We start from the raw sequence: 19320 nt of genomic DNA, 5'->3' as shown, positions 1-19320 counted from the left end.
TCCGGCAAGGCGTCCCATGCTCAGCTGTCCCTGCCGAATTTGGGTGCAGGAGAGCCGGACTGTGGCGACCGGGCCTGGCCGGACTTGCCCTCTATATCGGGATGGATAGGAAAAAATTCCAGACCTCCGCACCGGATTGAAGACTTCCCGGTTTAAGCAGGTTTTCCCTGCTATTCAAGCGTCGGAAACGGTAAGCGAGATGACGGCAAACTTTTGGGTCACGTCCCGGCAGGCCGAACCGTCGTAAAGCTTGATCCCGGCAATGGTGTTGGCTGTTGTGCGGAAGGACAGGCAGCCGGTATCGCCAAGCAAGGACACATCAATGCGGGAAACGGTTCCGGAATTGCCGCTGACGGAATTCAGCCAGGACACGGACAGGGTCTCAACGGTTTGGACGTCCGACAGGTCTTCGCTGAGCGAATCGAGATGCGCGGCGATGATGCCGCGGTCGCCTTCGCTGATGTCGGAATATGCGACGTCGGACGCGGAGGGGATCGACCCCGTCAGGACCGTTGGCGTATCGATGTTGTTGCTGCCCACCGGCACGGAGACCTGGCTGCAGCCACCCAGGGCGGTGCCTGCCACAAGCAGGATTGCCGCAAGGGGGTGGATCTTGATGTGCCGGCCAGTATATGAACGCATACAAACATCTCGAGACTGCCCCGTATTCGGCATGTGCTTGCCTGGCTGCAGGGCGTCAATTCCTTCGACAGGTTACCGATGACAGACCTCAAAGATCCGCCGGAAGAGTTAACAAAAGGTGACTTCACACAGGTTGTGGAACCGTTTGACCTTTTTTCTGAATGGCTTGAAGACGCCAAGGCGTCCGAACCGAACGATCCGAACGCTTTGTCGTTGGCGACAGTCGACGAGGACGGCCTGCCGAATGTGCGGATGGTGCTGCTCAAGGGTTTCGATGAAGGCGGTTTCGTTTTTTACACAAATTTCGAAAGCGCCAAGGGCCGTGAACTTCTGGCCTCCGGCAAGGCGGCTATGTGTTTTCACTGGAAGTCCCTGCGCCGGCAGGTCCGGATCCGGGGAAATGTCGTTGAGGTTTCCGGCGAGGAAGCCGACGAATATTACCAGTCGCGTGCGCGCGGCAGCCGGATAGGGGCCTGGGCATCGAAACAGTCCCGGCCGCTGGAAAGCCGCTTCGCGCTGGAAAAGGAAGTTGCCAAATACACCGCCCGGTTTGGCATCGGGGAAATTCCGCGGCCCGGTCACTGGTCCGGCATGCGGCTCGTGCCGACATCAATCGAATTCTGGCACGACAGGCCGTTCCGGCTGCATGACAGGGTTCAGTTCACCCGCACGGGGCCGGATCAGCCCTGGTCGAAAGTGCGGCTGTATCCCTGAATACACAATTTAATAGGTCACTACGGCCTAGAGCAGCCGCTTCCACCGGAAGAACAAAAAGGTCAGAACGACCGAGACCAGCATCATTCCGATGGAAAACAGGAAACCCTGCTGCCATTCCAGTTCGGGCATGTTGGTGAAGTTCATTCCGTAGATCGACGCGATCAGGGTGGGCGGCAGGAAAACCAGCCCTAGCACCGTGAAGATCTTGGAAATCTGGTTTTGCTCGAGCGTGACCAGACCGACCGTGGCGTCCAGCAGAAACGACAGCTTGTTGTCGAGGGCGTCGCCGTGCTCCTTGATCGAGTGGATATCGCGGCCGAACATCTTGCAGTCCGCGACCTGTTGCTCGTCAAGGCCGAGCCGTTTGGCGTTGGTGCTCATGTAGAGCAGCATCCTGGACAGGCTCGTGCACACGTCATGCATCTTGGAAACATGCAGGCCGACCTGTCCCAGACGCTTGATGGCGATCTGGTAACTCGCGGTCTTGCGCGTGTTGAGCCCTTCGCCGAAGACCTCGACGGCGAGATCGTCATAACGCGCGGACGCGTTCTCCATTTCATCGGCGCAGCGGTCGACGATGATGTCCAGCATCGCGAACAGGACCGCTGGCCCCTTGTGGGCGATGGTCTTGTCACCCTGCACCTTCTTCGACACCAGCGAGATCGATCTGGGCTCGCCGTAGCGCACCGTCACCAACCGTTTTGCGTTGACAACGAAGGTCACCGAAGACAGGGCCGGATCGATCATCCGCGTGGCAATGGGCAGCTGTGCCGTCATGACGACAGCACCCGGTTCCAGATAGAGCCGCTCCGACGTCTCGATCGAAGCTATTTCCTCGCGAGTCGGAATCTCGGCGCCCATCAGCTTTTCGGCCGATTGCTGCTCGGCCTGGGTGGGCGCGACAAGGTCGATCCAGATGGAGGTGGGGGGCAAGGAATCGCCGGGCGCCAGTTCAACGCGCTCCAGGCCATTGACCGAGGGACAGTAGGCAATGATCATTTCGGCAATCTCCGCATGGACACGAAGCGTGCCCTTGTCGGCGGCAGTTTGCCCAAGTGGCCCTGTCTCGGCAACCGTCGAGCGGCCTTCAGGCGGCACGGGCCGGACCGTTGCCCGGTCCGGCAATCAGATGATCAGGTGCCGCCGGGTCGAGGCGGTTTACTTGCCTTTTTTCGTCACCGTGGCCGGTTTCCGGCACAGCGCCGCCGCGTTGAGTGCAGCAATTCCGACCGGCTTGTAGAGATTGACAAGTTTCGCGTCGGCCGAATTGGACTGGGTCGGGCGGTTGGTTTGCTCAGACATTTGTCAGGTCCGTTTTTCATTACCAGGGCCCGCATACTGGTTGAGAGTTGGTTTCCGCGGGCCGCGTGCATGTCGTATCCAAATGCGGCAAAGGAAGGGCATGTTGCCCTTGCGTCTGTCGATTCCTGATTTCGACGGTTAAAGCATGCGCCTGATGGCGGAAAACGGCCAGTCAAAAACCATAACAAGATGTAACGAAAAGGAGATGAAAATGAAGTATTGAGGTAAGGTTTTATTTACCAAATGGCGGATCTTACCTTTGAAGGCGGTCTCGCCGGGTCAAACAAGATAGCTTTTCGGATTGCGAAGCGGGCGGCCGAGCAGGGCCCGGCAGAACCCGTTGCAGCAGCGCGCAAGGGTCAGCGTCAGGGTTGCCGCGATCAGGCCCAGGCCTGCAAGCATCAAGCCCGACGACAGGGGTGCACCGAAGAGGATCAACAGGCCGCCGGTTCCGGTGCCGATCACGAGAACGGCAATCGTTGTACGGAGATAGAGGTAGTGAGCCTCCAGGCAGCGGCCTTCGGGGGCCGCGTAGCGAATGGAAATCGCCAGGGCAAGCGGCACTGTCAGAAGAGCCAGGACCATCAGGTGGCACAGGCAGATATTGACATATCCGGGACGGAACAGCGCAGCTGGAAACCGGCCGGCGCTGCCGGGTCTCCTGCTTCTCCGGTGATCCGGCCCTTCTGCCGGATGACGGGAGCGTATTCCGGTCATTCCCCACCCCGAATTTCGACTGGTTGCTGCTTGTCCGCCAGTGCGGATTTCGTGTTGCCCTGTGAACATTTATGCGCCGTCGGACGCGGAAGTGAAGTTCATTTTTGACTTTTGGGCCGTATACGAACAAACAATGAGGTCACGTCCGGCCGTCCGTTATGGCCGCGTGTTCGCATGGCAAGACGGGACAACATGAAGCGCTACGCCGTTTATCGCACCTCCGCGGCTCCTGCCAGCCGCAAGCTGGGCTCCATCGGCCTGGCCGTTGCCGCGACCGCGTTCCTGGCAAAACGCTTCGGCTTGATCGATGCAGACGTCTTCGTTCTGTCGCTCATGGTGGCCGCGGTCATCGCATTGGGCGCGCTCGCGCTTGCCTTTTACGCCTTCAACCGCATCTGGGCCAGGGGAGGGCCAGGCGTTCCCGCCGCGCTGACCGGAACGGTCTTCGGCCTGCTTGCGCTCGGGCCGCCCGCGCTGGTCGTCGGCATACTGATCCTTCGTCCCGGTGCGCATGACCTGTCGACGGACGCCGCGCAACCGCCGGAAATCAAGTTGCGGGCCATCGCGGAAGATCAACCCTTTCTGGCATGGTTTGACGATGCGCTTGAACAACATGTCTGGCCCGCTTTTACCGGTGCGGCGCAGGACGGGCGTCTGCAGGCCGATAGGCAGCCCGCGCGTTTTGCGGACATCGTTTCGAGACGGTATCGCATCTCGACCGCGCAATTGCACGCCGCCGGTGCCAAGGCGCTGGAAGGCCTGAATTGGCAGGTCGTGGACGAATTGCCGCCCGACCTGCTCGATGCCGCCACGCGCCTGCAGGCGGAAGGCTCTTCGCAGCTCCTGGGACTTGAAACGGATGTGGTCCTTCGCATCCGGCCCGATCCTGTGGGCGCGCTCCTGGATGTTCGCGCCCGGTCCCGCACACCGCTCAAGGACCTGACGGGAAACGCGGATCACATTCGCAGTGTATTCGCCGAGATCGACCGCGTGCTTCTGGAGACGTATGGCGATCTCTCCCGGCTCGCGGTCGACGAGAGCCAGGTGGAGGAGGAGGAGCTGCAGCCCGAGCCTGCCGTGGAGCCGCGCGAGACAATCCCGTTGCCGGGGTTCAAGCCCTTTTTCGAGGAGGAGGACGCGCCCGTCGCGGACGGGCCCGACCAGACCGATCTGGAAGGATAGGCTGCGCGCCATGTGCGGTCGGACATTGTCTCAAGCGCTGGCGCGGTAGCGGGCGCCGAGCGTCAGCGCGGGGGTGGGTGTCACAAGATCCCGGCCGGACAGGTCCTCCAGATGGGCAAACACCGACAGGCCCGCGGCGGGATGCAGGGCGGGATCGATGTCCGCGTACAGCGCCGCCACAATCTCCTGAATGGTTTTTTCGGCACCTGCCAGCTGGTCCAGAATGGCGCTTTCGCGCTTGAGCCTGTGCTGTTTCAGCGCTTCGACATAGGTCAGGGCATCGGCAACAGCGCCGCCATGCCCGGGAAGATAGATGTTTTCGCTCCGTTTCAGCAGCGTGTCTATGGACGCCATGTAGTCGCGCATGTTGCCGTCGGGCGGGGCGACGACGGACGTCGCCCATCCCATGACGTGATCGGCCGACAGCAGCAATTGCGTGCCTTCAATGGCAAAACACAGATGATTGGCCGTGTGCCCCGGCGTGCCGACGGTCTCAAGCCGCAGTTCGCTGGCGGCGAAGATGTCGCCGTCGCCGAGCAGGCGGTCCGGTTGGTGGAGCTTGTCACCGCTGGCATCGAGCGGATTGATCTCGTTCTCGCCGAGCGCGCGGGCGGGTTTATGCGGGCCGCAACCGACAATCGGGGCGCCGCAATGCTCTTTCAAAAGGCGCGCGCCGGGCGAATGATCGACATGGGTGTGGGTGACCAGGATGGCCTCGATCTCCGCGCCGTCCGCAATCCTGAGGATCGTCTCGACATGCTCCGGCATGGCGGGACCCGGGTCGACGCAGATCAGCCTGCGTGTGCCGAGAAGATACGTGTTGGTTCCGAAGAATGTGAAAGGGCCGGGGTTGTTCGCAGTCAGCCGGCGGATGCCCGGTGCCACTTCAGTGGCACTTCCGTAGTTCGGATCAAACTGTCGATCATGTTTCATGCCGGCCGGTTTCCCTTGTCATGCACGCGGTGCCGCGTCATGTATCTGACGTTTGAATCGGATAGGGAAGCAGAACTTTGCCAATCCGGGGCTTTCTGTGAAACAGTATGAAATGGATTCAATCGTTTAACTGTCACCAATGCTCTACGAAACACGATGACGCACGAAACAGAATGCCGGTTCGAAAGTTTGCTTGACCTGCCCAGGGATCAGGCCTTCTCGCTGTTTGTCGACCGGCTCGACCTCTGGTGGCCGTCGCCGTTCCGGGAAGCGGGCGACGGCGAGGTCGAGGCGGGAATTGAACCCTTCGCCGGCGGCGCGTGTTACGAGATCGACGGCAACGGACGCCGGCGCATCTGGGGAACGGTGCTGTCCATCGAAGCTCCCTTGTACATCCGGCTGGCCTGGCAGGTGAGCCAGGATGGCGAAGAGGTCGCCGACCCGGCCGCTGCGAGCCGGGTGATGGTCAATTTCCGCGAATCGGGCGGTGCAACCCGCCTGGAGCTCGTGCACAATGCCTTTCTGAGGCATGGCGAAGCCGGCGCCGAATACCTTGCGCGCATGTGTGCCCCCGAAGGCTGGCCCCGAATTCTGGGCAACCTCAAAACGGCTGCGCGGAGCAAGGAAATGCGTTGACGGGCAGCTTGCCTGGTGCGCACGCAAAAATCGCCTGCCTGTCGCCTGTTTGACATGTTTGCCGTGCTACGTGGGGTCTCCGAAACACAGCGTTTCCCCTGTTTCAGCCTTGCACATTTCCTGAGGCGTCGAAATAGTGTCCGCGGTTGGCGATATCCGCCGGTCTCCTGAGCAACACCCCTTGGTATCACGTCACCCACGAACCCATGACCAATCCGCAATCGCCCCCTGAGCAGTCCACCGACGTCCCGCAGGCCGTATCGCCGCTGACACGGTTGGGCGAGGCGCGCTGGGTGCTGCTCACGGCCCTACTGGCCGCCGCCGCCGCCGTCATTCTCTATGACGTGCCGTTCTGGCCGGTGGTCGGGTTTCTGGCGGCCATGGTCGCCGTCGCGGGCCTGATCCCGCGCCGTGCCGCAAGCCGGCGGTTGAAACTGAATGCCCAGCGGGAAATCCGGCGGATGTGGCCCGGCACGGGCATGAAGGTGACCGTGGATGCCTTGCCGACACCCTGTTTTGTCGCGGACGGACGTGGCATCACGCGTTATGTGAACACGCAGGCGCAGAAGACCTATGAAGGGGTGAAGCCCGGGGATCCGCTTTCCTTTTCCCTGAGGACGCCGTCTCTCCTGGAGGCATTCGACCGTGTGCGCGCCACGGGGGAAGCGGAGCGGATCAGCTGGACCGAGAAGGTGCCGACGGAATCCTGGTACGAAGCCCATATCGCTCCGATCTACATGCCCGGACAAGCGGGCGTTGAGCAAGGTCCCGGCCTGCCGGACTTTATTCTCGTGGTGATCAGGGATCTGACGGAGAATCGCCGTCTGGAGCGCATGCGAACGGATTTTGTCGCCAACGCCAGCCATGAGCTGCGCACGCCACTCGCCTCGCTGACCGGCTTCATCGAGACACTGCAGGGCCCCGCGCGCGACGATCCGGACGCCCGGGAACGGTTCTTGTCGATCATGCTGGACCAGGCCGGCCGCATGCGCCGGCTCATCGACGATATCCTGTCGCTGTCGCGCATCGAGCTCAAGGCCCATGTGCGCCCGGCGAGTATCGTCGACTTCGCGGAGATCGTGCGCCATTCGAGCGATGCCCTGTCGCCGCTTGCCGCGGACATGGGTGTCGAAATCCGTCTCCGGCTTCCCGACACCCCCGTCAGGATCAAGGGCGATCGCGACGAACTTATCCAGGTCACGGAAAACCTGATCGAAAATGCATTGAAATACGGGCACAGCGGACAGTTTGTCGATGTCAGCCTGACCGAACTGGCCGACGCGCCGGAAGCACCGGCCTGGCAACTCGCGATACGCGATTTCGGCGAGGGGATTCCGCCGGAGCACCTGCCCCGCCTGACCGAACGCTTCTATCGGGTCGAAGTGGATTCCAGCCGGGCCGCCAAGGGCACCGGCCTTGGACTGGCGATCGTCAAGCACATTCTCGCCCGCCACCGCGGGCGGCTCGAAGTGGAAAGCGAACCCGGAAACGGCGCGACCTTCAAGGTCAGTTTGCCTTCGCTCGAGAACGCCGACGGACTGCCGGAAAAGGTGTCGGCATGAGCCGATAGGCTGGCTCAACGAATGCCGGCGAGGCTGACTGTCCTGCAACAAGACCGACTGCGGTCGCGGAGCGCCCTCCACGGGAACCCTCCATCGCCTGGCGGCGGTTCGAACGCGGCACCGGAAGATCGGCCGAGGGATGCAAACCCTGTCAGCAATACGGAGTCGGATTCAAGGCCGCTTTCGCCCGCTATGTGACAGGCTTTTCGGCGGTCTGGAGACACAAAACTTTCAACTGCGGCAAAAAGTATATATTTTTCAATAAGTTAAATTGTCACAAAACTGAAAAACAACTGTCATAGAACTCTCATCCACGGGGCCTAGGTTCCCGGCATCGCTCGTGCAGCTCACTGCCCGGTGATCATCTAGAAACCTTGACATTCAAAGGGAGTGGTCAAGTGAAATTTACGACCCTCGTTAGCGCAACTGCCCTGGCCGTTGCTTCCACTGCATTCGTTGGCGCAGCCCAGGCTCGCGACCAGGTCCAGGTTGCCGGTTCCTCGACCGTCCTGCCTTACGCTTCCATCGTCGCCGAAGCTTTTGGTGAAAACACCGATTTCCCGACCCCGGTCGTTGAATCCGGTGGTTCTTCCGCTGGCCTGAAGCGCTTCTGTGAAGGTGTTGGCGAAAACACCATCGACGTTGCCAACGCTTCGCGCAAGATCCGCGACAAGGAAATCAAGGCCTGTGCAGAAGCCGGCGTCAAGGACATCATCGAAGTCCGCATCGGTTATGACGGCATCGTCTTCGCGTCCCAGAAAGACGGCCCGGCCTTCACCGCGTTCCAGCCGGCTGACATCTTCAACGCTCTCGGCGCCAAGGTGCTGAAAGACGGCGAAATCGTCGACAATCCGTACAACAACTGGGCCGAGTTCAACGGCGACCTGCCGGATGTCGGCATTGCCGCTTTCATCCCGGGCACCAAGCACGGCACCCGTGAAGTGTTCGAAGAGAAGGTCCTCGCCGTGGGTTGTGAAGCTACCGGTGCCCTCCAGGCCATGATCGACAGCGGCATGTCCGAAGACGACGCTGAAGACGCTTGCATTGACGTGCGCGCCGACGGCAAGTCCACCGACATTGACGGCGACTACACCGAGACCCTGGCTCGCATCGACAGCAACCCGAACGGCATCGGCATCTTCGGTCTGGCGTTCTACGAGAACAACCAGGACAAGCTGAAAGTTGCCACCATGGGTGACGTGGCTCCGTCCACCGAATCCATCGCTTCCGGCGAGTATCCGGTTTCCCGCCCGCTGTTCTTCTACATCAAGAAGGCACATATCGGCGTGATCCCGGGCCTGAAGGAATACGCACAGTTCTTCACCGCTGACGAAATCGCAGGCCCGGACGGCCCGCTCGCTCAGTACGGCCTGGTTGCCGATCCGGAACTGGCCGCGACCCAGGCTTCCATCGAAGCTGAAGAAACCATGAAGTAATCGGGCCCAGGCTCGTTTCGAGGGGCGGCTTTCCCGCCGCCCCTTTCTCATTTCCGGACATTATTATTCCTCGGGGGACCACATGTCCTTGTTCTGGCTCCTTGTGATCGTGCTCGCGATTGCCGCCGTTGGCTATTTCGTCGGGCGCGCGCGTGCCTTGGCCAGTGCCGGAGGAGACATGCGGTCGCTGCATTCTCTTCCGTCCTATTACGGGGCGAACGTGGCGATGAAGGCCGCGGTTCCCGCTATTGTGATCCTCGTTGTCTGGCTGCTCGCGCAGCCCTTTTACATTAACAGCGTTGTCTCCGGGGTGATCCCGGAATCGGCAATCGGCGAAGGCTCGTCACTCGGTCTCGTCATGGCGGAAGTCCGCCGGGCGGCCACCGGCCTCGACAACGCGGTTGCAGCCGGTCAGATGACCGACGAATTCGCGCGCAGCGCGCGTGCCGACTTCAACGACATCACGGCCCGGCTCAAGGATGCCGGGCAGATCATCACGTCGCAAATCACCCAGCCGGTGATGCGCGCGGCGCAGTCCTATCGGATCATGGTGTCTACCGGCAACATGTTCATGTCCATCGTGGTCATCCTGGCCTCGATCGCCGGAACCTTCTGGGCGCTTCGCGAAACCAACGCGGGCTTCAGGGCCCGCAACAGCGTTGAAAGGGGCGTGCGGTTCATTCTTCTCGCCTCCGCCTCGATCGCCATTCTGACGACGGTCGGGATTGTTCTGTCGCTGGTGTTCAACACCGTGGAGTTCTTCCGGCTCTATCCGGCCCTGGACTTCTTCTTCGGTACTACCTGGTCCCCGAGTTTCTCCGGTCGTGGCGGCTCGTCCGAACTGGGCATCATTCCGCTGCTCTGGGGCACGTTCTACATTTCCTTCGTAGCCCTGGTCGTTGCCGTTCCGATCGGCCTGTTCGCGGCTATCTACCTGTCTGAATATGCCGGCCCGAAAGTGCGCGCCGTTGCCAAGCCGCTTCTGGAAATCCTGGCCGGCATCCCGACCATCGTCTACGGCCTGTTCGCCCTTTTGACCGTCGGTCCTCTGCTTCTGTCGGTCTTCGGGGACGACGGTCTTGGCGTCATGAAGGCCGGCACGGCGGTGATGACGGCGGGGCTTGTCATGGGCATCATGCTGATCCCCTTCGTGAGCTCGCTCTCCGACGACATCATCAACGCGGTGCCGCAGGCCATGCGCGACGGTTCCTACGGACTGGGCGCAACCAAGTCAGAAACCGTCAAGCAGGTTATCCTGCCCGCGGCCCTGCCGGGCATCGTCGGTGCCATCCTGCTGGCGGCCTCACGTGCCATCGGTGAAACGATGATCGTGGTGCTCGGGGCGGGCGCGGCCGCGCGCCTCAGCCTCAATCCCTTCGAAGCCATGACCACGGTGACGGCCAAGATCGTCAGCCAGCTGACCGGCGACGCCGACTTCGCCTCACCCGTTGCGCTGGTCGCATTCGCCCTCGGCATGACCCTCTTCGTGGTGACCCTGGGTCTCAACATCGTCGCGCTCTACATCGTGCGCAAGTACCGGGAGCAGTATGACTGATGACCGACACGACGCTTACTCCCCCGACTTCCGAAACATCCTCGAACGCGCAGGCCAAGCCCAAGTCGCTCTACGCGATCGACGACCTGACCCGCAAGCGCAACGCCGCCGAGAAACGCTTCAAGGCCTACGGCATCGGCGCCATCGCGATCGGCCTGTTCTTCCTTGTCGTGCTCGCGGTGTCGATCATCTCCGAAGGCCTTCCGGCCTTCACCAAGACGGTGGTCTCGGTGGACTTCACCCTGACGCAGGAACAGTTCGACGAGGCGGAAGGCACGCTTTTCAAGACAAAGGCCTACGAGGGGATCTTTGTCGGCGCGCTCCAGGGCCAGCTTGAAGCCGGCGGTGTCAGCGTGCCCTTCGACGCGGCGGCCATCGAGCGCATCGTGGGCAAGCCGGGCGGCACCATCCGCGAATTTTTCAAGGCCAACCCGGACAAGCTGAGGGAGCCGGTGCAGTTCGAGCTGGCGGCCTCGTCCAGGGTTGACGGCTACATGAACGGCCGCGTCACCCGCGACAACATGACCGACAGCCGCTTCCTGATGAAGTCCGACCTGGATCTGGTCGACACGTTGCGGGAGAGCGGCGTCATCAAGACGGTGTTCAACTGGAACTTCATCACCGGAGCGGATTCCGGCGTGGACAATCCGGGGGGCGCCGGCATCGGCGCCTCCGTTGTCGGGTCCTTCTTCATGATGCTGGTGGTCCTGTTCCTGGCGCTGCCGATCGGGGTAGCAACCTCGATCTACCTGGAAGAGTTCGCACCGCAAAACAAGTTCACCGACCTGATCGAGGTGAACATCTCCAACCTGGCCGCCGTCCCGTCCATCGTCTTCGGTATCCTCGGCCTGGCGGTGTTCATCCAGTTCATGCATCTGCCGCAATCGGCGCCGCTCGTGGGCGGTCTGGTGCTGACGCTGATGACCCTGCCGACGATCATCATCTCGACCCGCGCCTCGCTGAAAGCGGTGCCGCCGAGCATTCGTGACGCGGCCCTGGGCGTCGGTGCTTCCAAGATGCAGGCCATTTTCCACCATGTGCTGCCGCTGGCCATGCCGGGCATCCTGACCGGCACGATCATCGGCCTCGCTCAGGCGCTGGGGGAAACCGCGCCGCTGCTCCTGATCGGCATGGTCGGTTTCGTGGCCCGCGGATATCCGGACGGCATCGTTTCCGGTTTCGTCGATCCAAACTCGGCAATGCCGGCACAGATCTACACGTGGGCCGCCCGCGCGGATTATGCCTTTTACGAAAAAGCCTGGGGTGGGATCATTGTCCTTCTGGTGTTCCTCCTCACCATGAACATACTTGCGGTCATCCTGCGCCGCAGATTTGAACGCCGCTGGTAAGGGACGAACCAATGAACCAGATGCTCAATACCGAACGGGCGAACAGCATGACCGACAGCAAGATTTCCGCAAGCAAGGTGCAGGTCTATTATGGCGATACCCACGCCATCAAGGACGTGGACATCGAAATCCGGCCGCGCTCGGTCACCGCTTTCATCGGCCCGTCCGGCTGTGGCAAGTCGACCTTCCTGCGGAGCATCAACCGCATGAACGACACGATCGACATCTGCCGCGTCGAAGGCTCCATCAGGATCGACGGCGAGGATATCTACGATCCCAAGGTCGACCCGGTGCAGTTGCGTGCCAAGGTCGGCATGGTGTTCCAGAAGCCGAACCCGTTCCCGAAGTCGATCTACGACAACATTGCCTACGGTCCGCGCATTCACGGTCTTGCCAGGAACAAGTCCGAGCTCGACGACATCGTCGCCTCAAGTCTGCAGAAGGCGGGTCTTTGGGAAGAGGTGAAAAACCGTCTGGATGAACCGGGCACCGGCATGTCCGGCGGTCAGCAACAGCGCCTGTGCATCGCCCGCGCTATCGCCGTCAGCCCGGAAGTCATCCTGATGGACGAACCCTGTTCGGCGCTCGACCCGATTGCGACGGCAAAGGTCGAGGAGTTGATCGATGAGCTGCGCGAGAACTACACGATCGTCATCGTGACGCACTCCATGCAGCAGGCGGCCCGCGTGTCGCAGCGCACCGCATTCTTCCATCTCGGCATTCTGGTTGAGGAAGGTCCGACCGAGGACATCTTTACCAATCCGAAAGACAAGCGTACGCAGGACTACATCACTGGCCGCTTCGGCTAGGCGATTTCCGATTTCTGAAGGGGACACGGGATGTCTGAACATACAGTCTCGGCTTATGACGAGGAACTGACGGCGATGGCCGGCAAGATCGCCGAAATGGGTGGTCTGGCGGAGAAAGCCTTTGCCGATGCCGTGCATGCGCTGGTTTCGCAGGATCTGGACCTCGCCAAGGCAACGATTGCAAACGACGCGCGACTGGACGCCTTGCACCACGAGGTCGAGGTCAAGCTGATCGAGATCATCGCCCGCCGCCAGCCCATGGGCCAGGACCTGCGCGAAGTCACCGCCGCGACCCGGATCGCCAACGACCTGGAGCGTGTCGGCGACCTGGCCAAGAATGTGGCCAAGCGCGTGATTGCGATCGACAGCGATCTGCAGTCCAAGAAGCTTGCGATCGGTGTCGAGCACATGACCGAACTCGCGCTGTCACAGCTCAAGAAGGTCCTTGACGCCTATGCGCGCAAGGACGCGGACGCTGCCCGTCACGTACAGGAAGCCGACGCGGAGATCGATGCGATCTACACGTCGCTGTTCCGCGAATTGCTCACCTACATGATGGAAGACCCCCGGGTCATCACGCAGTGCGTTCATCTGCTTTTCTGCGCCAAGAACATCGAACGCATCGGCGATCACGCGACCAACATCGCCGAAAACGTCTTTTACATGGTGACGGGTGATCGGTTGCCGGAAGAGCGTGCCAAGGTTGACGAAACCGGTGCCGTGTAACCACTGACGCCGGTCGCGGAAGCGATCCGGCCGGCGCGTGGCCCCGGGAGGCCGCGCAGGATGCCGAATTTGGAGCGAAATGCATGCCGAAGGTGCTCATCGTTGAAGACGAAGAACCTCTCAGCCTTCTGTTAAGATACAACCTGGAAGCGGAAGGCTACGCGGTTGAATCGTGTGTCCGCGGCGACGAGGCCGAAATCCGCTTGCGGGAAAGCCTGCCGGACCTGCTTCTTCTCGACTGGATGCTGCCGGGCCTGTCCGGTATCGAGCTCTGCAGGCGGTTGCGCGCCCGCGAGGATACCGAACGCCTGCCGGTGATCATGCTGACCGCGCGCGGTGAGGAGGCGGAGCGTATCCGCGGCCTGGCCACCGGTGCGGACGACTATGTCGTCAAGCCGTTCTCGGTGCCGGAACTGATGGCACGGGTGCGGGCGATCCTGCGCCGGGCGAGCCCGGAAGTGGTTTCGACCATGCTGCGCTCCGGTGACATCGAACTGGATCGCGAAACCCACAGGGTGCGCAGGAACGCCAAGGAAGTCCATCTGGGGCCGACGGAATTTCGCCTGCTGGAGTTCCTGATGACGTCTCCAGGTCGTGTGTTTTCGCGCGAGCAACTGCTCGACGGCGTCTGGGGCCATGACGTCTATGTCGACGAACGCACCGTCGATGTCCATGTCGGGCGCCTGCGCAAGGCTCTCAACAAGGGCAAGGCCAAGGATCCGATCCGGACCGTGCGCGGTGCTGGCTACGCCTTCAACGACCAGTTCACCGCCACTGCCTGATCACCTTCAGGGACCCTGGAAAGAGCCCGCCCTTTGGCGGGCTTTTTTGGGCGCGCCCTGCCGAATGCGGTTCACGGCGAAACATCGGCGCTGACCTGCGCGGCATGAGCCAATGTTGTCTCTCGCCACCGGATTGACTAGCCTTGGCTGCGATATCAGCGCCAGGTTAGGAGGGGGCATGACCGCGTTCGTGATCGGCCAGATGCAGATCCACAGCCGCGACTGGATGGCGGAATATTTCGCCAAGGTCCCGGACCTCGTTGCCGCTCATGGTGGGCAGTTCCTTGTCCGCGGAGGAAACCCGGGCCATCTCGAAGGTGACAACCCGGTTCCCGATGCAGCCTTCATCCTCGAGTTCCCCGACCGGGAACATGCCAGTGAATTCTGGAATTCACCGGAATTTCAGCAACTTGCCAAGCTGCGCCGGACAGGTTCCGCACTGAATGCGATTTTGGTCGATAAATTGACCGGCAATTGAAGGCTGTGGATCGCGGAGGCAAAAAAGCCCGCCGTGAGGCGGGCCTTGAATGCCTGGGTGGACCTTGTTTTGCCCGGTCGTCAACCGGCCTGGGCGACCACCTTGCGGTCACGCCGGCGGTCGGCGACCGGCTGGTAGGCGATCTTGCAGTGATGGGCGCAATAGGGCACGCCGGCATCGGACTGGCGGCCGCAGAAATAGAAGTCATCCGTTGCAGGATCGCCGATCGGCCATTTGCAGGTCCGTTCCGTGAGCGTGAGAATGGACGCCCGTTGCGAGATCGGCACCAGATCCGCAATCGGCTCCACTGCGGGTTTGGCTTGCACGACTGGCACCGGGTCGATATCGGCCTTCAGCGCGGTTGCACCGACAGTCTGCGGCTGATGAGACGGTTTCTTCGGGGCGGCGCTGCCGGGTGTGGCAGTGCGTGCACGGCGGGGTTTCGCACTGGAGGAAGAAGACTTGGCGCGGCCGGACAGACCCAGGCGATGCACCTTGCCGATCACGGCATTGCGGGTCACACCGCCCAGCTCACCTGCGATCTGGCTTGCACTCAAGCCATCGCCCCAAAGCTTTTTGAGAAGCTCAACCCGTTCGTTCGTCCAACTCATTGCCGCACCCTTTATTTTGACTGCGTTGCAGCCATTAACCCCGTGTTAAGCACGCGTCCGCATGCCTAATGATGGCATATCTAGTGCCTCTTGGTGATTTGCCTCACGAGATCTCGTGTTTGATGACCCAGAGGTTACAATAACGTTAATTTGTCAGGCAACCGCCCGGCTCAAACCAGTTGGGGATGAAAGGACTTTTCCCCAAATAAGGGTCTGTCGAGATTTAGTTTTCGGTCGTGGCGCGTGTCGAATTTCGGTCTCCGAGCAGGAGGAAAGTCCGCAGTGGTGTCTCCCACCACAAGGAATTTCCGACGCCCTCGGGGCCGAAATTCGCCGCGTCCCGGAGGGATTTGGTGAAAAGCGCTCATTTCCGCGTCGCGAAAGCTTGAAAGGGATAGCCCTTACTTTGCTTCCGCTTCTTGAACTGAGCGCTTTTCACCCAAACCACGACCAAATCCTAAGTCTCGACAGACCCTCGCCGAGGTCCTTGAGAATTTTACGAAATCCGCTCCGGGGACCCACACATATATCTTGTGCGCCATTTCCATTGACAGTCCATGGTGGGGGCGGTGTATAAGAAAACCGCTGCGTGCCGCCCGAAGAGGCGGCACGTTGCGTTTTGGCCCAATGACACCGAGACGAGGTGTCGGCCCGCGTCAGGGTGACGTCGGGTCGTTTGGGCGTTGTTGAGGAGACACACGAGGTTATGTCCGCGTCGGCACTATTCGGAAACTACGCAAGATCGAACCTGACGTTCGATCACGGGGAAGGCGTCTGGCTGGTAACGGCTGACGGTCGACGATTCCTCGACTGCGGTTCCGGCATCGCGGTCAATTCTCTCGGACACAGTCATCCGCATCTGGTGGGCGCCCTGCAGGAGCAGGCCGCCAAGCTTTGGCACATCTCCAACCTGCACCAGATCCCGGAAGGTGAACGGCTGGCACAGCGCCTGTGCGAGGCGACCTTTGCCGAGAAGGTCCTGTTCGTGAATTCCGGCGCCGAAGCCATGGAAGCCGCGATCAAGTGCGCGCGCCGCTATCACTATGACAACGGCCAGCCCGAGCGGTTCCACATCATCACCTTCGAAGGCGCCTTCCACGGCCGCACGATTGCGACGATCGCGGCCGGTGGCCAGGCGAAATACCTGGAAGGCTTCGGTCCCAAGGCGCCCGGTTTCGACCAGGTTCCCGCAAATGATCTCGATGCCCTGAAGGCCGCCATCGGCCCGCAGACCGCGGCGATCTGTATCGAACCGATCCAGGGCGAGGGCGGTATCCGCGAGATTCCCACCGAATTCCTGCGTGCCGTGCGCAAGCTGTGCGACGACAACGGCCTCCTGCTGATCTTCGACGAGATCCAGACCGGGGTCGGCCGCACGGGCAAGCTGTTCGCCCATCAGTGGACCGGTGTCACGCCGGACCTGATGGCAATCGCCAAGGGCATCGGCGGCGGCTTTCCGATGGGCGCCTGCCTGGCAACGGCGGAAACCGCCGCTGCTCTGTCGCCGGGGACCCACGGCACGACCTTTGGCGGCAACCCGCTGGCCATGGCGGTCGGCAATGCCGTTCTGGACGTGGTGCTGGCGGACGGCTTTCTGGAAGAGGTCCAGCGCAAGGGGCTCAGTTTCAAGCAGAAGCTGGCCGGTCTGGTCGACAGCCATCCGGCGGTTCTCGGCGAAGTGCGCGGAAACGGGCTGATGCTTGGACTGAAATGCGTGGTGCCGGCGGCAGACTATGTCGGCGCGGCGCGCGAAGCCGGCCTTCTTGCGGTGCCGGCGGGCGACAATGTGGTGCGCATCATGCCACCGCTGACCATGAATGAAGACGAAATTTCACTGGCCGTCGAGCGTCTGGAACAGGCGGCTCTGGCAGTGGAAGCGAGCTTGGCGGAAGGAGCGGCAGGATGACCGCTAACGGAACGTACCGGAATTTCCTGGACCTGACCGATTTCGAAGGCGACGAATTGCGCGCCATCCTGGAGACCAGCCGGAAGATCAAGGCCAGCCGCAACGGCGTTCACCGCGGGGAAGGGCCCCTGGCCGGCAAGGTGCTGGCGATGATCTTCGAACAGCCGTCGACACGGACCCGCATTTCTTTTGACGTCGGCATGCGCGAGCTTGGCGGCGAGACCCTGATGCTGACCGGAGCGGAAATGCAGCTCGGCCGGGGCGAGACCATTGCCGACACGGCGCGTGTCCTGTCGCGCTTCGTCGACGCCATCATGATCCGGATCCTGGACCATAACGAGCTCAGGGAACTGGCCGAAGCGGCGACGGTTCCGGTGATCAACGGTCTGACGAAACAGTCGCATCCGTGCCAGATCATGGCCGACCTGCTCACCTTCGAGGAACATCGCGGCTCGATCGCCGGCAAGAGCGTCGCCTGGACCGGCGACAGCAACAACGTGCTGGCATCGTGGATCCACGCGGCACCGCGTTTCGATTTCGAATTGCGCGTTGCAACTCCGGCGGAACTCGCACCGCCACAGGAGCTGATCGACACCGCCAGGGCCAAGGGTGGTTCCATTGTGGTGACGTCGGACCCATATGAGGCCGTCAAGGGAACCGACTGCGTGATCACCGACTGCTGGGTGTCGATGGGGGACGATGACGCGGAATCGCGTCACAACCTGCTGAGCGCCTATCAGGTCAACGAACGGCTGATGGCGGAGGCGAATGGCGATGCCCTGTTCATGCATTGCCTGCCGGCCCACCGGGGTGAGGAAGTCACCTCGGAGGTGATGGACGGTCCCAATTCCGTTGTGTTTGACGAGGCCGAAAACCGGCTCCATGCCCAGAAGGGCATCCTGGCCTGGTGTTTCGGCGCAGCTTGAGGCAGAGCCATCGTGGCACTCAATCTTGATGATCTGGGCATCACGCCTGCCGGGCTGGATGCAGTCCGGCCCTTTGCCGTGGAAGCCCTCGACGTGCGCGGCCGAGCGGTCGCGCTCGGTCCGGTGCTGGAAACCATCCTGGCGCGGCACGATTACCCGGAACCGGTGTCCCGCCTGCTGGCCGAAGCCATCGTCCTGACCAGCCTGCTCGGCACGTCGCTGAAATTCGATGGCCGGTTCACGCTGCAGACCCAAACCGACGGCCCGGTCTCCATGCTGGTCGTGGATTTCGCGACGCCTGACGCCATCCGCGCCTGCGCCACCTTCGACAGGGAAGTGGTGGAAGAGCTCATGGCCGGCGGCAAGGCGACCCAGGAAACCCTGCTCGGACGTGGACATCTGGCCATGACCATCGACCAGGGCCGGCACATGCAGCGCTACCAGGGCCTGGTGGAGCTGGACGGGGTGTCGCTGGAAGAAGTCGCCCGGCGCTATTTCGAACGCTCCGAGCAGATCCCGACGGAGGTGCGTCTGGGCGTCGGTGAACTGTTCGTCCGCAGGGAAGGCGAGGGCCACGCCAGGACATGGACCGCCGGCGGGATCCTGATCCAGTTCCTGCCCGAAGCGCCCGAGCGGATGAAACAGGCCGATATCGACCCGGGTGATGCGCCGGAAGGCACCACCCCGCACGAGATCGACGAGGACGATGCCTGGGTGGAAGCCAAGGCGCTGGTCGATACGGTCAAGGATATCGAACTGACGGATCCGGAAGTCAGCGTGGAGATGTTGCTGTTCCGGCTGTTTCACGAACGTGGCGTTCGGCTGTTCGAACCCCAGCCCCTGGCGGACAAGTGCAGCTGCTCGCGCGAGAAGATCCAGGGCGTGCTCGCCGGCTTCAGCGCGGAGGAGATCGAACACATGACGGTTGACGGCAAGATCGTCGTCACCTGTGAGTTCTGCAGCAGCAGGTACGATTTCGACGCCTGATCGGCGTAGCCCGCTACGATTGTACATACTTGGTAACCGGAGGTCGCCGCAGCGACCCCCGGAC

20 protein-coding genes are annotated in these 19320 nt (G+C 61.7%); 14 read left to right on the top strand and 6 right to left on the bottom strand.

Going from position 1 to position 19320, the window contains the following annotated elements; all coding sequences use genetic code 11:
* Positions 1-174: 174 nt before the first annotated feature.
* The gene (locus tag O6760_RS30410) at positions 175-642 is read right to left on the bottom strand and encodes an RT0821/Lpp0805 family surface protein (protein WP_269583396.1); all 468 of its coding nucleotides are present in this window, start codon (positions 640-642) and stop codon (positions 175-177) included.
* Between the two features lie 78 nt (positions 643-720).
* Here O6760_RS30410 and pdxH point away from each other — a divergent pair, with 78 nt between their 5' ends.
* Positions 721-1356, top strand: a complete 636-nt coding sequence (pdxH, locus tag O6760_RS30405) for a pyridoxamine 5'-phosphate oxidase (protein ID WP_269583395.1) — start codon at positions 721-723, stop codon at positions 1354-1356.
* 27 nt (positions 1357-1383) lie between these two features.
* Here pdxH and O6760_RS30400 read toward each other — a convergent pair whose 3' ends face one another.
* The 3 genes from O6760_RS30400 to O6760_RS30390 form a co-directional block, all read right to left on the bottom strand.
* Positions 1384-2484, bottom strand: coding sequence for a magnesium transporter CorA family protein (locus O6760_RS30400; protein ID WP_269583394.1), 1101 nt, complete (start codon positions 2482-2484; stop codon positions 1384-1386).
* 33 nt (positions 2485-2517) lie between these two features.
* On the bottom strand, positions 2518-2661 hold the full coding sequence (locus tag O6760_RS30395) for a hypothetical protein (protein WP_269583393.1): 144 nt from the start codon (positions 2659-2661) through the stop codon (positions 2518-2520).
* A 279-nt stretch (positions 2662-2940) separates the two neighbouring features.
* Positions 2941-3378, bottom strand: coding sequence for a hypothetical protein (locus tag O6760_RS30390; protein ID WP_269583392.1), 438 nt, complete (start codon positions 3376-3378; stop codon positions 2941-2943).
* A 192-nt stretch (positions 3379-3570) separates the two neighbouring features.
* Between O6760_RS30390 and O6760_RS30385 the strand changes: the two genes are divergently transcribed.
* Entirely contained in the window at positions 3571-4560 is a 990-nt protein-coding gene (locus tag O6760_RS30385) for a DUF1499 domain-containing protein (protein WP_269583391.1), read from the top strand.
* A 30-nt stretch (positions 4561-4590) separates the two neighbouring features.
* Here the strand turns inward: O6760_RS30385 and O6760_RS30380 are convergent, their stop codons facing one another.
* The gene (locus O6760_RS30380) at positions 4591-5493 is read right to left on the bottom strand and encodes an MBL fold metallo-hydrolase (RefSeq protein ID WP_269583390.1); all 903 of its coding nucleotides are present in this window, start codon (positions 5491-5493) and stop codon (positions 4591-4593) included.
* Positions 5494-5649: 156 nt separating this feature from the next.
* On the opposite strand from O6760_RS30380, the gene O6760_RS30375 reads away from it, so the two are divergent.
* The 9 genes from O6760_RS30375 (at position 5650) to O6760_RS30335 (ending at position 14826) form a co-directional block, all read left to right on the top strand.
* On the top strand, positions 5650-6129 hold the full coding sequence (locus O6760_RS30375) for an SRPBCC family protein (RefSeq protein ID WP_269583389.1): 480 nt from the start codon (positions 5650-5652) through the stop codon (positions 6127-6129).
* Positions 6130-6275: 146 nt separating this feature from the next.
* Positions 6276-7691, top strand: a complete 1416-nt coding sequence (locus tag O6760_RS30370; protein ID WP_332306211.1) for an ATP-binding protein — start codon at positions 6276-6278, stop codon at positions 7689-7691.
* Between the two features lie 398 nt (positions 7692-8089).
* The gene (locus tag O6760_RS30365) at positions 8090-9127 is read left to right on the top strand and encodes a substrate-binding domain-containing protein (RefSeq protein ID WP_269583388.1); all 1038 of its coding nucleotides are present in this window, start codon (positions 8090-8092) and stop codon (positions 9125-9127) included.
* Positions 9128-9209: 82 nt separating this feature from the next.
* Positions 9210-10682: a phosphate ABC transporter permease subunit PstC gene (gene pstC, locus O6760_RS30360; protein ID WP_269583387.1), complete on the top strand. Its 1473-nt coding sequence runs from the start codon at positions 9210-9212 to the stop codon at positions 10680-10682.
* On the top strand, positions 10682-12031 hold the full coding sequence (pstA, locus tag O6760_RS30355) for a phosphate ABC transporter permease PstA (RefSeq protein WP_269583386.1): 1350 nt from the start codon (positions 10682-10684) through the stop codon (positions 12029-12031). The genes pstC and pstA overlap by 1 nt, the downstream gene beginning before the upstream one ends.
* Before the next feature lie 20 nt (positions 12032-12051).
* Positions 12052-12840, top strand: a complete 789-nt coding sequence (gene pstB, locus O6760_RS30350; protein ID WP_269586384.1) for a phosphate ABC transporter ATP-binding protein PstB — start codon at positions 12052-12054, stop codon at positions 12838-12840.
* Between the two features lie 30 nt (positions 12841-12870).
* Complete coding sequence (gene phoU, locus O6760_RS30345) at positions 12871-13566, top strand: phosphate signaling complex protein PhoU (protein ID WP_269583385.1); 696 nt, start codon at positions 12871-12873, stop codon at positions 13564-13566.
* Positions 13567-13649: 83 nt separating this feature from the next.
* On the top strand, positions 13650-14348 hold the full coding sequence (gene phoB / locus O6760_RS30340) for a phosphate regulon transcriptional regulator PhoB (RefSeq protein WP_269583384.1): 699 nt from the start codon (positions 13650-13652) through the stop codon (positions 14346-14348).
* A gap of 112 nt (positions 14349-14460) precedes the next feature.
* On the top strand, positions 14461-14826 hold the full coding sequence (locus O6760_RS30335; protein WP_269583383.1) for a DUF1330 domain-containing protein: 366 nt from the start codon (positions 14461-14463) through the stop codon (positions 14824-14826).
* 80 nt (positions 14827-14906) lie between these two features.
* Here the strand turns inward: O6760_RS30335 and O6760_RS30330 are convergent, their stop codons facing one another.
* Positions 14907-15437 carry a GcrA family cell cycle regulator gene (locus tag O6760_RS30330; protein ID WP_269583382.1) on the bottom strand — a complete coding sequence of 177 codons (531 nt, stop codon included), beginning with the start codon at positions 15435-15437 and terminating at the stop codon, positions 14907-14909.
* Between the two features lie 706 nt (positions 15438-16143).
* Between O6760_RS30330 and O6760_RS30325 the strand changes: the two genes are divergently transcribed.
* Genes O6760_RS30325 through O6760_RS30315 form a run of 3 tightly spaced genes read left to right on the top strand, consistent with a single transcriptional unit; the run spans position 16144 to position 19256 of the window.
* A complete protein-coding gene (locus O6760_RS30325; protein WP_269583381.1) occupies positions 16144-17343 on the top strand; it encodes an aspartate aminotransferase family protein in 1200 nt (399 codons plus the stop codon).
* Positions 17340-18269, top strand: coding sequence for an ornithine carbamoyltransferase (gene argF, locus O6760_RS30320; RefSeq protein ID WP_269583380.1), 930 nt, complete (start codon positions 17340-17342; stop codon positions 18267-18269). Before O6760_RS30325 ends, argF begins: the two co-directional genes overlap by 4 nt.
* 12 nt (positions 18270-18281) lie before the next feature.
* Entirely contained in the window at positions 18282-19256 is a 975-nt protein-coding gene (locus tag O6760_RS30315) for an Hsp33 family molecular chaperone (protein WP_269583379.1), read from the top strand.
* The last annotated feature ends 64 nt before the right edge of the window (positions 19257-19320 follow it).

It is taken from the genome of Roseibium sp. Sym1, from assembly GCF_027359675.1.
Classification (GTDB): domain Bacteria; phylum Pseudomonadota; class Alphaproteobacteria; order Rhizobiales; family Stappiaceae; genus Roseibium.
The sequence above is the reverse complement of the archived record's forward strand: the minus strand, read 5'-3'. Positions and strand labels throughout refer to the sequence as shown.

Excerpts from the sequence above, each read along its gene's own strand:
- O6760_RS30410 (WP_269583396.1), bottom strand. The coding sequence starts at position 642 with ATGCGTTCATATACTGGCCGGCACATCAAGATCCACCCCCTTGCGGCA.
- pdxH (WP_269583395.1), top strand. The coding sequence starts at position 721 with ATGACAGACCTCAAAGATCCGCCGGAAGAGTTAACAAAAGGTGACTTC.
- O6760_RS30395 (WP_269583393.1), bottom strand. The coding sequence starts at position 2,661 with ATGTCTGAGCAAACCAACCGCCCGACCCAGTCCAATTCGGCCGACGCG.
- O6760_RS30390 (WP_269583392.1), bottom strand. The coding sequence starts at position 3,378 with ATGACCGGAATACGCTCCCGTCATCCGGCAGAAGGGCCGGATCACCGG.
- O6760_RS30385 (WP_269583391.1), top strand. The coding sequence starts at position 3,571 with ATGAAGCGCTACGCCGTTTATCGCACCTCCGCGGCTCCTGCCAGCCGC.
- O6760_RS30380 (WP_269583390.1), bottom strand. The coding sequence starts at position 5,493 with ATGAAACATGATCGACAGTTTGATCCGAACTACGGAAGTGCCACTGAA.
- O6760_RS30375 (WP_269583389.1), top strand. The coding sequence starts at position 5,650 with ATGACGCACGAAACAGAATGCCGGTTCGAAAGTTTGCTTGACCTGCCC.
- pstC (WP_269583387.1), top strand. The coding sequence starts at position 9,210 with ATGTCCTTGTTCTGGCTCCTTGTGATCGTGCTCGCGATTGCCGCCGTT.
- pstA (WP_269583386.1), top strand. The coding sequence starts at position 10,682 with ATGACCGACACGACGCTTACTCCCCCGACTTCCGAAACATCCTCGAAC.
- pstB (WP_269586384.1), top strand. The coding sequence starts at position 12,052 with ATGCTCAATACCGAACGGGCGAACAGCATGACCGACAGCAAGATTTCC.
- phoU (WP_269583385.1), top strand. The coding sequence starts at position 12,871 with ATGTCTGAACATACAGTCTCGGCTTATGACGAGGAACTGACGGCGATG.
- phoB (WP_269583384.1), top strand. The coding sequence starts at position 13,650 with ATGCCGAAGGTGCTCATCGTTGAAGACGAAGAACCTCTCAGCCTTCTG.
- O6760_RS30335 (WP_269583383.1), top strand. The coding sequence starts at position 14,461 with ATGTTGTCTCTCGCCACCGGATTGACTAGCCTTGGCTGCGATATCAGC.
- O6760_RS30330 (WP_269583382.1), bottom strand. The coding sequence starts at position 15,437 with ATGAGTTGGACGAACGAACGGGTTGAGCTTCTCAAAAAGCTTTGGGGC.
- O6760_RS30325 (WP_269583381.1), top strand. The coding sequence starts at position 16,144 with ATGTCCGCGTCGGCACTATTCGGAAACTACGCAAGATCGAACCTGACG.
- argF (WP_269583380.1), top strand. The coding sequence starts at position 17,340 with ATGACCGCTAACGGAACGTACCGGAATTTCCTGGACCTGACCGATTTC.